Annotated in this window: 12 protein-coding genes and 1 pseudogene; 5 read left to right on the forward strand and 8 right to left on the reverse strand. The window is 67.5% G+C overall.

The genetic code is table 11. From position 1 onward, the window contains the following. Positions 1-49: 49 nt before the first annotated feature. Genes QTH97_RS19700 through QTH97_RS19715 form a run of 4 tightly spaced genes read right to left on the reverse strand, consistent with a single transcriptional unit; the run spans position 50 to position 5,152 of the window. Positions 50-1,180 carry an ABC transporter permease gene (locus QTH97_RS19700; RefSeq protein WP_286570145.1) on the reverse strand — a complete coding sequence of 377 codons (1,131 nt, stop codon included), beginning with the start codon at positions 1,178-1,180 and terminating at the stop codon, positions 50-52. Between the two features lie 5 nt (positions 1,181-1,185). Further along, positions 1,186-2,340 carry an ABC transporter permease gene (locus QTH97_RS19705; RefSeq protein WP_286570146.1) on the reverse strand — a complete coding sequence of 385 codons (1,155 nt, stop codon included), beginning with the start codon at positions 2,338-2,340 and terminating at the stop codon, positions 1,186-1,188. After that, positions 2,337-4,127 (reverse strand): ATP-binding cassette domain-containing protein, encoded by a 1,791-nt coding sequence (locus QTH97_RS19710; RefSeq protein WP_286570147.1) that lies wholly within the window; start codon positions 4,125-4,127, stop codon positions 2,337-2,339. The genes QTH97_RS19705 and QTH97_RS19710 overlap by 4 nt, the downstream gene beginning before the upstream one ends. Then, positions 4,127-5,152, reverse strand: a complete 1,026-nt coding sequence (locus tag QTH97_RS19715; protein ID WP_286570148.1) for an HlyD family secretion protein — start codon at positions 5,150-5,152, stop codon at positions 4,127-4,129. Before QTH97_RS19715 ends, QTH97_RS19710 begins: the two co-directional genes overlap by 1 nt. Positions 5,153-5,257: 105 nt before the next feature. Between QTH97_RS19715 and QTH97_RS19720 the strand changes: the two are divergent. Next, positions 5,258-5,776, forward strand: a pseudogene (locus QTH97_RS19720) (TetR/AcrR family transcriptional regulator); the annotation flags it as partial. Between the two features lie 103 nt (positions 5,777-5,879). On the opposite strand, the gene QTH97_RS19725 reads toward QTH97_RS19720, so the two are convergent. Then, positions 5,880-6,872 (reverse strand): LysR substrate-binding domain-containing protein, encoded by a 993-nt coding sequence (locus QTH97_RS19725; protein ID WP_286570149.1) that lies wholly within the window; start codon positions 6,870-6,872, stop codon positions 5,880-5,882. Between the two features lie 175 nt (positions 6,873-7,047). Between QTH97_RS19725 and QTH97_RS19730 the strand changes: the two genes are divergently transcribed. Genes QTH97_RS19730 through treF form a run of 3 tightly spaced genes read left to right on the forward strand, consistent with a single transcriptional unit; the run spans position 7,048 to position 11,157 of the window. Beyond that, positions 7,048-8,247, forward strand: a complete 1,200-nt coding sequence (locus tag QTH97_RS19730; protein ID WP_286570150.1) for an acyl-CoA dehydrogenase — start codon at positions 7,048-7,050, stop codon at positions 8,245-8,247. A 1-nt stretch (position 8,248) separates the two neighbouring features. Continuing rightward, complete coding sequence (locus QTH97_RS19735) at positions 8,249-9,490, forward strand: CaiB/BaiF CoA transferase family protein (protein ID WP_286570151.1); 1,242 nt, start codon at positions 8,249-8,251, stop codon at positions 9,488-9,490. Then, positions 9,487-11,157: an alpha,alpha-trehalase TreF gene (treF, locus tag QTH97_RS19740; protein WP_286570152.1), complete on the forward strand. Its 1,671-nt coding sequence runs from the start codon at positions 9,487-9,489 to the stop codon at positions 11,155-11,157. Before QTH97_RS19735 ends, treF begins: the two co-directional genes overlap by 4 nt. Here the strand turns inward: treF and QTH97_RS19745 are convergent. Next, complete coding sequence (locus QTH97_RS19745) at positions 11,075-11,341, reverse strand: YjiS-like domain-containing protein (protein ID WP_286570153.1); 267 nt, start codon at positions 11,339-11,341, stop codon at positions 11,075-11,077. The genes treF and QTH97_RS19745 overlap by 83 nt on opposite strands. A gap of 88 nt (positions 11,342-11,429) precedes the next feature. On the opposite strand from QTH97_RS19745, the gene QTH97_RS19750 reads away from it, so the two are divergent. Next, positions 11,430-12,317, forward strand: coding sequence for a LysR family transcriptional regulator (locus QTH97_RS19750; protein WP_286570154.1), 888 nt, complete (start codon positions 11,430-11,432; stop codon positions 12,315-12,317). A gap of 12 nt (positions 12,318-12,329) precedes the next feature. Here QTH97_RS19750 and QTH97_RS19755 read toward each other — a convergent pair whose 3' ends face one another. After that, entirely contained in the window at positions 12,330-12,794 is a 465-nt protein-coding gene (locus tag QTH97_RS19755; RefSeq protein ID WP_286570155.1) for a CopD family protein, read from the reverse strand. 46 nt (positions 12,795-12,840) lie between these two features. After that, positions 12,841-13,821: a tripartite tricarboxylate transporter substrate binding protein gene (locus QTH97_RS19760; protein ID WP_286570156.1), complete on the reverse strand. Its 981-nt coding sequence runs from the start codon at positions 13,819-13,821 to the stop codon at positions 12,841-12,843. Between the last annotated feature and the right edge of the window lie 34 nt (positions 13,822-13,855).

A 13,855-nucleotide genomic window follows, 5' to 3' on the forward strand; every position in this document is an offset into this window, starting at 1 on the left:
GGAATCCCGAAGTCCGGCTTTGGCGGCGCGCAGTGGGCGAGGCTGGAAGTCATACCAGTCTGTGGCGGAACAGCCAGGCAGCCAATGGCAGCGTGATCGCCGCGATGATGAAAAGGGGAATGAGGTTGTGCCAGACGGTGAGCAACCCCACACCTTCGAGATAGACGCGTTGCACGAGATCGATGGCAAAGCGCAGCGGGTTGGCCATGGTGGCGATCTGCAGCGCGCGCGGCATGTTGCTCACCGGAGTAGTCAGGCCCGACAGCAGCATCATCGGCATGATCAGCACGAAGGTGTAGAGCATGGCCTGCTGCATGTTGGCCGACACCGCCGAGATCGACAACCCGATGCCCACGCTCGCGATGGTGAAGAACGACAACCCGATGTAGAGCGTGACGAAGGACCCCGCCATCGGCACCCGGAACCACAGCAGCGTGATGAGCAGGACGAGCGTGGATTGCACCAGCCCGATCATCACCGGCGGAATGGCCTTGCCGATCATGATCTCGGTGGGCGACAGCGGCGTCACGAGCAGTTGGTCGAAGGTGCCTTGCTCGCGCTCCCGTGCCACGGACAGCGCGGTCAGCAGCAGGGTCTGGATCATGCTGAGCGCCGCGATCATGCCGGGCATGAAGTTCCAGCGCGTCTCGAGATTGGGGTTGAACCATGCGCGCGATTCGATCGAGACTGGCGCCTGAAGGCCGCCGTGCTTTCGCCGCCATTCATCATTGAAAGCGGAGACGACGGAGTTGACGAAGCCCGCCGCCGAACCCGCGGTGTTCGAGTTGCGCGCATCGATGATCACCTGGATCGGTGCGGATTCGCCCGCGTTGAGTTGCTGCTCGAACTGCGGCCCGATCTGGATCACGACCAGCGCGTCCTGCGCATTGACGATGGGCGCGATCTCGTTGGGTGAGGTGAGCGTCGCGGCGCGGCGGAAGACGCCTGTGCCGTCCAGCTTGGCGATGAGCGCGGTCGATGCGCCGCTGCGGCTCTGGTCGAGCAGTGCGTAGTCGACATGGCTCAGGTCGTAGGTGGCGGCATAGCCGAAGAGCAGGCTTTGCATCAGCGCCGGCACGATCAGGATGACGCGGCTGGACGGGTCCTTGAGGATCGCCAGCAGCTCCTTGCGGCAGAGGTTGGCGACGCGGCGCACGAAGTCGGGCAATGAGCCGTTCATGATCTTCAGTCCAGGTTCTTGCGGGTGACGAAGCGCGCGACGCAAAGCAGCACCACCGCGTAGAGCATCAAGATCGCGCAGTTCCGGAATATCAGCGGCCACACATTGCCCGCGAGGAAGAGAGTGCGCACCAGCTCCATGAAGTAGGTCGCCGGTAACGCCTGCCCCACGATGCGGACGACGGTCGGCACATTGCGCAGGTCGAACAGAAAGCCCGACAGCATCAACGACGGCAGGAAGCTCGAGATCAGCGCCACCTGGCTTGCGAGGAACTGGTTGCGGGTGACGGAGGAAATGACCAGCCCCACTCCCACCGCGACCAGCAGGTAGAGCATCGCGCTGACGACGATGACGGCAAGTGATCCGTACATCGGCACCTCGAACAGGAAGCGCGCGGCGACGAGGCACAGCAGCAGCCCGAGCATGCCGATGCCGAAGTAGGGAATGATCTTCGCCAGCAGGATCTCCACCGGCCGCACGGGCGTGACGAACAGCGCCTCCAGCGTGCCGCGCTCCCATTCGCGCGCCATCACGAGCGCGGTGAGAAAGGCGCCGACCAGCGTCATGATGAGCACGATGAGCCCTGGTACCAGGTACCAGGTGCTGGTATTGGCGCTGTTGAACCACAGCCGCTGCTCGATCGTGACTGCGCCGGTGCCCGGTGCGGTGCCGGCGCCCTGGTCGGCCATCCGCAAGGGGTTCTGTGCGAGGGCGCCGCTCGCGTAGCGCAGCACGATGCCGGCCTTGTTCGCATCCGCGCCGTGCACGATCACCTGGATGCTGGCATTGCCGGCTGCGAGCCGGCGCGAGAAGTCGCCCGGCACGCGCACGATGCCATCCACCTTGCGCTGGTGCATGAGCGCTTCGGCCTCGCGCATCGAGGTCAGCATCACCGGCGAGATGTAGGGCGTGAGCTGCAGGCCCGAGACGGCCTGCACGGCGGTAGGCGAGGTGTCTTCGAGCACCACGGCCATCGGCGCGTTCTTCACGTCGAGCGAGAGCCCGTAGCCGAAGATGAGGATCAGGATGATCGGCAGCAGGATGCCGATCGCCATGCTGCTCGGATCGCGCAGCAGTTGGCGCGTCTCCTTGCGCGTGAGCGCGAGCAGCCGTGGCCAGAAGCGGCTGTGCGTCGCGGGGGCCTGCGCGGGCGTGTTCATGCGGGCGCTCCGGCCGCAGGAGCGCTCGCGTTGCCGCGTGCCTGCGTGACGATGTCGATGAAGGCCTCTTCCATGCTGAGGCGGCTGTCCGGTGCGCTGCCGGCCTGCACGCGCACCTGCTGCGGCGTGCCGATGGCAAGCAGCTTGCCGGCGTCCTGGATCACGATGCGGTCGCAGTATTCCGCCTCTTCCATGAAGTGCGTCGTGATGATCACCGTCACGCCCGCCGCGGCCAGCGCCGTGATGCGACGCCAGAACTCGCGGCGCGCCAGTGGGTCGGTACCGCTGGTGGGTTCGTCGAGGAAGAGGATCTCCGGCTCGTGCAGCAGGCCGGTCGCCATCGCCAGGCGCTGCTTGAAGCCGCCGGGCAACTGGCCGCTGGTGGCGTTCTCCTGGCCCACCAGGTCGAACTGCTGAAGCACCGTCTGCATGCGGTCGTGAAGCCGCTGCCCGCGGAGGCCGTAGGCGCCGCCGAAGAATTGCAGGTTCTCGGTGACGGAGAGGTTGCCGTAGAGCGCGAACTTCTGCGAGACGTAGCCGATCCGGGCGCGCGCCTGTGCGCGTGCGGTGCGCAGGTTGACGCCGGCCACCTGCAGGAAGCCGCTGCTGGCCGGCAGCAGTCCGCAGAGCATGCGGAAGGTGGTGGTCTTTCCTGCCCCGTTGGGGCCGAGCAGGCCGAAGATCTCGCCGCGCCGCACATCGAAGCTGGTGCTAGCGACGGCGGTGAAGTCGCCGAACTTGCGCACGAGGTCTTTCACCTGGATGACGACTTCGTCGGCGTCGGCGTCGTCGGCGGGCGGCGAGGTGTCGGATGGCGGTGTGGCCGCGGCCTTCGCGGAGGATTGCTTCGCGCGCAGCAGCACCATGAAGCCGTCTTCCAGGCGCGCCGGCACGGGCTCGGCCGGCGCACCGCCCAGCAGCGCGTCGACGGAAGCACCGTCCGCGTCCGGCCGTCGGATGAAGCGCACCTCGCCGCCTTGCGGCACCGCATCGATGATCGCCGCGGGTGCGTCGAGCAAGCGTGCCTGCAAGGTGCGCGGTGCCATGCCTTTGGGAGGTGTCGTGACGAAGCAGAGATCCCTCGCGTTGTCGCGGATCTCGGCGGGCGGACCTTGCGCGATCAGCTTGCCGCCGTGCAGCACGAAGACCTGCGCGCAACGCTCGGCCTCGTCCAGATAGGCGGTGCTGACGATGACCGACAGATGCTCTTCGTCGACGAGTTGCTGCACGATCTCCCACAGCTCGCGTCGCGAGAGCGGATCGACGCCGACCGTAGGCTCGTCGAGCAGCAGCAGCGCCGGCGAGCGCACCAGCGTGCAGGCCAGTCCCAGCTTCTGCTTCATGCCGCCCGAGAGCTTGCCGGCCGGACGCGATGTGAAGCGGCCCAGGTCGGTCATCTCCATCAGGCGTGCGTAACGCTCGCGCCGCTCGGCCTTGCCCACGCCGTGAAGGTCGGCGTAAAGGTCGAGGTTCTCCTGCACGCTCAGGTCTTCGTAGAGGCCGAAGCGCTGCGGCATGTAGCTGATGCGATCCTGCACCGCCTGCGGATCTTTCGCGACATCGATGCCCAGTACGGTCAGCGAACCCTCATCGGCGCGCATCAGGCCGGCGGCCAGCCGCAGCAGCGTGGTCTTGCCGGCGCCGTCGGGGCCGACCAGCGCGGTGAGCATTCCGGAAGGCACTTCGAGCGACACGTCGTCGAGTGCGCGAACCACGTCCACCGCACCCTTGACCTCGAAGCGCTTGTGCAGGCCGCGGCCCGCGAGCGCCGGCGCCGGCGTGTCCATCAGGGCTTGCTCCCCGCCGTTGCGGTGTTGCCGTCGAGCGCGAGACGCACCGTCGCGGGCATGCCGAGGCGCAGACGGTCTTCGGGGTCGTCGGCCAGCACGCGGATCTCGTAGACCAGGCTGCTGCGCAGCTCCTCGGTCTGCACGGTCTTGGGCGTGAATTCGGCGACCGAGGAGATGTAGCCGACCTTGCCTTGCAAGGGCTGCCCCGGATGGCTGTCGGTGCTCAGCGTGGCGGCCATGCCGGGCTTGACGCGGCCGAGGTCGGCTTCAGTCACATAGGCGCGCACCCATTTGGGATCGGTGATCGCCAGCGTGAACACCGGCCGCTGCGGCGATGCCATGTCGCCCGGTTCCATCAGCCGCGCGCGCACCACCGCATCGATGGGCGCCTTGAGCTGCGCTTCCTGCAACTGGTGCCTGAGCACGGCGAGCGCCGCGACCGCGACGTCGAGTTGCGCCTGCGCCTGCGCGATGTCTTCCTTGCGCGGCCCGGTCACGACGAGCTGCTGTGCCTTGCGCACGTTCTCGAGCTGCGCCTGCGCCACCTTCTGGCGGGCCTGGGCGGCGTCGATGTCCTGCTGGCTGACCGCGCGGCCGACGGTGGTCTGGCGAATGGATTGCAGGCGCTCCAGTTGCTGGCGGGCCAGTTCGGCATCCGCGGCAGCGGCGGCGACTTGTGCCCGCGACTGGGCGACTTCCTCCGGGCGGCTGCCGCTCTTCAGGCGTTGCAGCGCCTGCGTCTGCACGGCGATCTGTGCCTCGGCCTGCGCGGCCTGCAGTTGCAGCGTGCGGGTGTCGAGCTCGCCGAGCACCTGGCCAGCCTTCACGCGGTCGCCTTCCTGCACGTGGAGCTTGCCGATGCGCTCGCTGCCGTTGAAGGCCAGGGATACCTGCCGCAGGTCGACGTTGCCGTAGAGCACGAGGCTGTGTGCGTCGGCGGGTTGCCGGTTGAAGTACCAGGCCGCGAAGGCGGCCCCTGCCAGGAGAACGATGGCGCCCAGGATGATCGGCTTCTTGTTCATGGTCTCTTGCGCGCCGGGGATGACGCTGCGTTGTCGATGAAGTAGACTGATGATATCGAATTTGAATTTAAATTCAAACTGCTACTTTGTTTCCAGGGTTTACAGATGCCAGCGACCGCGAAGAAGACATCCGCCGTTCCCGCCAAGCGCGCGTCACGCCCCGACGGCGACGCCACGCGGCTGACGTTGGTCGAGACGGCGGGGCAGGTCTTCGCCGAACGCGGCTATGCCGAAGCCACCAGCAAGGAAATCTGCGAACGCGCCGGCATGCCCCTGGCGTCGGTCAACTACCACTTCGGCAGCCGCGACGGCCTGTACGAGGCCGTGCTCATCGCCGCGCATCAGCAGGTGGTGGGACTCGAGGACCTCATGGCATTGGCGGAAGGTATCGACGACCCGGTGCTGAGACTGCGCACGGTGCTGACGCAGCTCGTCAGGCTGGCGACGCGCGCGGGTGCGCCTTGGGGATTCCGCGTCGTGCTGCGCGAAGTGATGACGCCCTCTGCCGCGATGCCCGCATTGATCGAGAAGGCGATCCGGCCCAAGGCGCAGTTCATGCTTGGCCTCGTCAGCGGCGCAATGGGGCTGCCGCCGGAGCATCCGACCGTTCAGCGCGGGCTGGTTTTTGCGCTGTTGCCGTGTCTGGCGATCATGATCGTCCCGAAGGATGTGCCGGCCAAGCTGCTGCCGGCCATTGCACGCGACAGCGACGGGTTGGCAGATGAACTCATGAGCTACGTGATGGCGGGACTGGACGCGATAGCGCGGGCGCAGCGGCCCGAGCGGAAGGAAGTGAAGACGGGGAAGAAACAGGCGCGCCCGGAGCCTCCGCCTGCGCCAGCAGCCAGGCACGAAAAAGCGTGAGGGCGGGACGCTCGTCCTGGGTCGCGGGCGTCACGAGGAAATAGCTTCGTTCGCCGCGCAATGGCCGGTCGCAGGCTATGACGAGTTCACCCCGCGCCAGCTCCGCCTCGATCAACATGCTGGGCATCAATGCCACGCCGAGGCCGTGCGCCGCAGCGATCGCCAGCATCGAAAACAGTTCGTAGCGCGGGCCGCTGTGCGCGCGTGCCGAATCCACGCGCTGCGCGTCGAACCACTGGCGCCATCCATCGGGTCGCGTGCTCTGCTGCAGCAGCGGCATGCGCGCCACCGCGGCCGGCGACAGCGGCTTGCGGCCGGCGAGCAGGGCGGGGCTGCAAACGGGCACCACGTCTTCATTGAGCAGCACTGTCGATTGCGTGCCGGCCCAGTTGGCCGTCTGCGCGGCGGTGCCGGCATAGAGCGCGGCGTCGAAGGTCGTGTCGTTGAACAGGAAGGGCCGCGTCCGGGTCTCGATGTGCACCGTGATGTCCGGGTGCTTCGCCGCGAAGTCCGGCAGCCGCGGGATCAGCCATCGCGTCGCGAAGGTCGGCACCGCCGCAAGCTGGAGCGAGCCGCCCTGGCCCTGCCGCGCCATTGCGTCGAGCGTGTCGCGCTCCATGGTGTCGAGTTGCCGTGCGATCTGTCGCGCGTAGTCGGCGCCGGCGGGTGTCAGCGCCACGCCGTGCCGGGTGCGGCGGAAGAGCGCCATGCCCAGGAAGTCTTCCAGCGCGGTGATCTGGCGCGACACGGCGCTCTGCGTCAGCGCCAGCTCCTGCGCCGCGCGCGTGTAGCTCTCGTGGCGGGCTGCAGCCTCGAAACAGATGAGGGCCTGGGTGGATGGGATCTTGCGCCGCATGGTATGCAAAGCCTACATAGTTGAGCGTTGGAGTTCGTCTATGGAACGCCAGTCCCGGATTGTGCTTTGACGTGAGTAAAACGCATAACTGGGTGTCGAATCATCGTTTGCGCTCCTCACCCCGCGCGCTTACGATCACGGCCAACCTCAGCACTTCCACCCTCGGAGACTTCACATGGCCAAGCACGCCGCATTTCATTGGGACGACCCCCTTCTCCTCGACCAGCAGCTCACCGACGACGAGCGCATGGTGCGCGATGCCGCCAACGCCTACTGCCAGGAGCGTCTCGCACCCCGCGTGCTCGAAGGCTTCCGCAACGGCGAGACCGATCCGGCCATCTTCCGCGAGATGGGCGCCCTTGGCTTGCTCGGCCCGACCATTCCCGAGCAATACGGCGGCCCCGGCCTCAACTACGTCTGCTACGGCCTGATCGCCCGCGAAGTCGAACGCGTCGACTCCGGCTATCGCTCCATGGCCAGCGTGCAAAGCTCGCTCGTGATGGTGCCGATCTACGAGTTCGGCTCCGAAGCGCAGAAGCAGAAGTTCCTGCCCAAGCTCGCCACCGGCGAGTGGATCGGGTGCTTCGGCCTCACTGAGCCCGACCATGGGTCCGACCCCGGCAGCATGGTCACGCGCGCCAAGAAGGTGCCCGGCGGCTACTCGCTCACCGGCGCCAAGATGTGGATCAGCAACAGCCCGATCGCGGACGTGTTCGTCGTCTGGGCCAAGGAAGTCAGCGAGAGCGGCGCCGTCGGCCCGATCCGCGGCTTCGTGCTCGAGAAGGGCGCCAAGGGCCTGAGCGCTCCGGCCATCCACGGCAAGGTCGGCCTGCGCGCCTCGATCACCGGCGAGATCGTGATGGACAACGTGTTCTGCCCCGAGGAAAACGCATTCCCCGAAGTGCAGGGCCTCAAGGGTCCGTTCACCTGCCTCAACAGCGCCCGCTACGGCATCTCGTGGGGCGCACTCGGCGCCGCCGAGGACTGCTGGCACCGTGCGCGCCAGTACACGCTGGACCGCAAGCAGTTCGGCCGTCCGCTCGCCGCCAACCAGTTGATCCAGAAGAAGCTGGCCGACATGCAGACAGAGATCACGCTGGGCTTGCAAGGCTGCCTGCGCCTCGGCCGGATGAAGGACGAAGGCACGGCCTCGGTCGAAGTGACCTCGCTGCTCAAGCGCAATTCCTGCGGCAAGGCGCTGGACATCGCGCGCCTGGCCCGCGACATGATGGGCGGCAACGGCATCAGCGACGAGTTCGGCGTGGCGCGCCACCTGGTCAACCTCGAGGTCGTGAATACCTACGAAGGCACGCACGACATTCACGCCCTCATCCTTGGCCGCGCGCAGACCGGCATCGCCGCGTTTGCCAACTGACATGGCGGCGCCGAAGGAAGGCGCCCTCGCGGGCCTCAAGGTTCTGGACCTCTCCCGCGTCCTCGCCGGCCCGTGGTGCACGCAGATCCTGGCCGACCTGGGTGCGGACGTCGTCAAGATCGAGCGCCCCGGCGTCGGCGACGACACGCGCACCTGGGGCCCGCCTTTCCTGAAGGACGCCGAAGGCAGGGACACCAACCAGGCAACCTACTTCACCGCCTGCAATCGCAACAAGCGTTCGGTCACCATCGACATGGCCTCGGCCGAAGGGCAGGCACTGCTGAAGCAGATGGCCGCGCAGAGCGACATCCTGGTCGAGAACTTCAAGACCGGCGGGCTCAGGCAATACGGGCTCGACCACGAATCCCTGCGCGCGGCCAACCCGCGCCTCATCTATTGCAGCGTGACGGGCTTCGGCCACGACGGCCCGCATGCCTCGCGTGCCGGATACGACCTGATGATCCAGGCCACCAGCGGGATGATGAGCATCACCGGCCGTCCCGACGACGCGCCCGGCGGTGGACCGTTGCGCGTGGGCGTGGCGCTGACCGACCTGTTCACCGGCGTCTACGCGAGCACCGCGATCCTTGCCGCGCTCGAAGTGCGGCACCGCACCGGCGAGGGCCAGCACATCGACATGGCGCTGCTCGACGTCGGCATGGCGATCCTCGCCAACCAGGCGAGCGCCTTCCTCAATACCGGGGTGGCGCCGCAGCGCCAGGGCAACAGCCACCCGAGCCTCGCGCCCTACCAGGACTTCCGCACGAAGGACGGCGCGATGCTGCTCGCCATCGGCAACAACGGCCAGTTCGCCCGCTTCTGCGAAGCAGCCGGGCACGCCGAATGGGCCAGCGATCCGCGCTTTGCCACGAACACGCTGCGCGTGAAACATCGCGAAGTGCTGATCCCGCAGATGGAAGTCGTGACGCGCACCCGCACCACCGCGGAATGGATTGCGCTGCTCGAAGACAAGGCCGTGCCCTGCGGCCCGATCAACGACATCGCGCAGGCTTTCGATGACGACCAGGTCAAGGCGCGCGGCCTCGCCGTGAGCCTGCCTCGCGATGCGGGCGACGGCATCGACCAGATCGTCGGCGTCGCAAGCCCGCTGCGCCTGCAGGCCACGCCACCGGTGCTGCGCCACGCGCCGCCCGCACTGGGGCAGCACACCGACGAGGTGCTGGCCGAACTGGGCATTGACGAGAAGCGGCGGGCATCGCTGCGTGAGGCGGGCGTGGTGTGAACCAAGCGGGCCCGGCTGGCACGCAGCGCGCGACGCGCGCGGCCGCCGCGCCCGCGCCCGACACGCTGACGCCGGCCGACCGCTACGAAGAACTGTTCATCGCGGTCCAGTCGAATCACGTCTTCTCGGACAGCAAGAGCTTCGTCGACTGCGTGCCGCGCATCGAGCCGGCGGACATCCTCGCGGCCTACCGCGCGCAATCCCCGCAGCCCGGCTTCGATCTCGCGGCTTTCGTGCATGCGCATTTCGATGTGCTGGAGCAGGCGGCGTCCGACTATGTGTCGGTGCCCGGGCAGCCCATCGCCGCGCACATCGATGATCTGTGGGCGGTGCTCACGCGGCATCCGCAGGCCCATCCGCCGCAGTCGTCGCTGTTGCAACTGCCGCACTCGTACATCGTGCCGGGCGGGCGCTTTCGCGAGCTGTACTACTGGGACTCGTACTTCACCTTGCTGGGCCTGCTCGGGGAGGGCCGTACGCAGCTCATGCGCGACATGCTGCAGAACTTCGCCTATCTGATCGACACCTACGGCCATGTGCCGAATGGCACGCGCATCTACTACCTGAGCCGATCCCAGCCGCCGGTGTTCGCCTTGATGGTCGAACTCGCGCAACAGCGCGGCGTTGCGAACGAAGTGGACTTCCTGCCGCAGCTTCGCAAGGAGCATGCGTTCTGGATGAAGGGCAGCGACGGCCTGGCGGAGGGGCAGGCTGCGCGGCGCGTGGTGCGCTTGCCCGGCGGCGCCTTGCTCAATCGCTACTGGGACGAGCGCGACACGCCGCGCGAAGAGTCGTGGATCGAGGACGTGACGACGGCGCACTCCTGCCAGCGCGACCCCGCCGAGATCTACCGCGACATCCGCGCGGCCTGTGAATCGGGCTGGGATTTCAGCACCCGTTGGCTGCGGTCGCCGCCGCCCCACGGCGGCCAGCGCACGCGGCCGCACGTGCGAGCAAGCACCGCGCCATCGTTGTCGAGCATCTGCACCACCGAGATCCTGCCAGTGGACCTCAACGCCTTCCTCCACAAGCTGGAATCGAAGATTGCCGCGCTCGCGCAGCAAGCCGGCGACGCCACTGGCGCGCGCGAATTCGCCGCGCGTGCCGACGAGCGCAAGGCCGCGATCCAGCAGTATTTCTGGGACCCGAGGCACAACGCCTATTTCGACTACGACTGGCGCCGCGGCGAGCTGCGCGATTGCCTGACCGCCGCCTGCGTGGTGCCGCTCTTCGTCGGTGTCGCCGAACCGGTGCAGGCGCAGGCGTTGGCGGAAACCGTGTCGCGCCGGTTGCTGGCGCATGGCGGGCTTTCGACGACCGAATGCGGCAGCGACCAGCAATGGGACCAACCCAACGGCTGGGCCGCACTGCAATGGATGGCGATTCGCGGACTGGCCGACTACGGCCATGAAGCCCTGGCCGGCACCATCGCCAGGCGCTGGCTCGCGACGGTGGCGGCTGTCTACGAGCGCGAGGGCAAGCTGGTCGAGAAGTATGCGATGCGGCACGTGGAGCACGATGACACCGAAGGCGGCAGCGGCGGCGAGTACCCGCTGCAGGATGGCTTCGGCTGGACCAACGGCGTCACGGCCGCACTGCTCGCCCAGCAGCCCCGGCATACCGCGCATGGCTGCGTAGCCCACTCCGCGGCGCCGCAACATCGCTGAGCTGCGCGCATCCGGCGGCCGCGCCTTGCCGAAGCAATCCGGGGATCTCGCTGCGGCCGACGCCCAGGTCGCTCAGTTCGCGCTCGCTCATGCCCCGTAGCAGCCGGAGATCCTGGCGAGTTCGGCGCACGTTGCGAATCCTCTCCGCGATGGCGACAAAGAGGGCGGACTTGGGCGATGGCATGAGTGGCTCCTTGGATGGGATGCCATGGTGCAAGCTCGCGTGCTATTGTGGAAGTTGAGATTTCTGTTGCAACCGATCAGATTTACTGATGAGACAGCTCAACCTCGACCAACTCCGTACCCTGGTGTCCATCGTGGACCTCGGCACTTTCTCGGCCGCCTCCCGGGCGCTGCACCTCGCGCAGCCCACCGTCAGTCTGCACATCAGCGAACTCGAATCGCGGCTCGGCGCCAGGCTGGTCGTGCGGGGCAGCCGCCGCGTCACCCCCACGGCGGCGGGCGCGGCGCTGGTGGAGCGCGCGCGGCGCCTGCTGCGCGACGCCGACGATGCAGTGGACGCCGTGCGGCGCCAGGCCGAGGGCCGCGTAGGTCGCGTGCGTCTGGGCACCTCGACAGGCGTGGTCGTCGAGCTTCTGCCGCAGGTGCTCGAGGCTCTGAAGCGTGACCATGCCGGCATCGATGTCGAGGTCAGTATCCTCGGCTCGGGCGAGGCCATGTCGCGCCTCGCGATGGGCACGCTGGACATCGGGCTCGTGGCGATCCCGCAGCCTCCGACACGCGACCTGGTGGTCACGCGCTGGCGCAGCCAGCCGATGATGGCCTTCCTGCCGAAGAAGTGGGACGCGCCAAGGCGCATCACGCCGCCATGGCTGGCCGAGAGGCCCCTGATCATCAATGACGCGACCACGCACATGTACCGGCTCACGATGGAATGGTTCGCAACGGCCGGCGAGTCGCCGCGCCCGCGCCTCGAACTCAACTACGACGCGGCGATGCTCGCCCTGGTGGCGGCCGGCTACGGCGCAGCGGTGCTGCCGGTGCATCAACCGGTGGGTGCGGACTTCAACGAGCGGCTGCAAGTGCTGCCGCTGAGCCCGAAGCTCACGCGGCATCTGGGCATCGCGCACCGCCCGCGCGCATCGCTCGACGGCGCCGCCGAAAGCGTGCTCCAGATACTGGAAAGCTTCGGCCAGTGATAGCGCATCCGTTCAGACGGATCGCCCGATCACCGCGAAAGCGAACACCAGCACGCCCAGCGCCAGGTTCACCGCGACCAGCTTGCGAATCGCATTGAGGTTGGCGGCAGCCACCGGCCATTCGCGAGCCGCGACGGCGCGCTGCAGGCGAGGATAGGGCGCAAAGCGGATGTGCAGGAACAGCGCCATCATCACCAGTCCGATCGTGAGCATGGCGTGCACGCTCCAGTGAACACGCCCGAAGCCGCCGGACACCCAGACCATCAGCAGTCCGCTCGCGAGCAGCACGACGATGGCGGTCGAAACGCCGACGAAGAAGCGCGACAGCGTTGCCGCCAGGAAGGGCAGCCGCATCGGCGGCTCCAGCGTCGCCACGGCAGCCGGTCGAACGGCGAAGTGCATCAGGGCCATGCCGCCAACCCAGAAAGCGGCGGCGAGCAGATGCAGGAAGAGGAGGGTGGAGAGGAGCAGGGACATGCCGAAGCGTAGACCAGAAACGCGCCGGCATGGACCGCAGCGCGTGTCAGTCCACCTTGATCCCCGCCGCCTTCACCACCTGCTGCGCCTTGGCCGTCTCGTCGACGAGGAACTTGTCGAACTGCGCCGACGGCATGGTGAAGGGCTCCGCGCCGAGCTTGTCGAGCCGGTCCTTGAGGTCCGGCGCGACCATGATCTTCGCGACCTCGGCCTGCAGGCGATCGACGACGGGCTTCGGCGTCTTGGCCGGCGCGAAGAGGCCGACCCAGAAGAGGTATTCGGAACCGGGCACGCCGGCCTCGACGGTGGTCGGGACCTGCGGCATCACGGACGAGCGCTTGTCGGTGCCGACGGCCAGAGCCTTGAGGCGGCCGTCCTTGATCAGCGGCAGCGCCGACACCATGGGAGCGAAGAACCAGTCGATGCGCCCGCCCATCACTTCCGTCATCGCTTCCGGCGTCCCGCGGAAGGGCACATGCTGGGCCTGCAGGCCGGCAGCGAGACGGAACACCTCGGCGTTCATGTGCGTGGCGGAACCATTGCCCGCCGAGCCATAGTTGAAGCTGCCCGGCTTTGCCTTGACCTGAGCGACAAGATCCTTTTCATCGGCGAACTTGTTGGGCGAGGTGACGAGCACGTTGGGCAGGCTCGCCAAGGGCGTGACGCCAGCGAAGTCCTTCAACGTGTCGTAGGAGAGGTTCGGATAGATCGATGGGTTCACCAGATGCCCGGCCGAATGGATGAGCAGCGTGTAGCCATCGGCCGGCGCCTTGGCGACCTGCGCCGCACCGAGCGTGCCGCCCGCGCCGGGCTTGTTGTCGATGATCACGCTGGTGCCCAGCGCGGGTCCGAGCTTCTCCGCCATGAGGCGCGCCACGATGTCGGTGCCGCTGCCTGCGGTGAACGGCACCACGATGCGGACCGTCTGGCCGCGTGGCCAGTCGCCTTGGGCGTGGGCGCCAGCCACGGCGCACAGGGCGAGGGCGGCGGTGAGAAGCTGGCGGCGGCCGGGGAAGAATGTCGTCATGGGGTGTCTCCGTTGGAATCGTTGAATCGTTGAA

Origin of the sequence: Variovorax gracilis, from assembly GCF_030317115.1 — a bacterium.
Lineage (GTDB): Bacteria > Pseudomonadota > Gammaproteobacteria > Burkholderiales > Burkholderiaceae_C > Variovorax > Variovorax gracilis.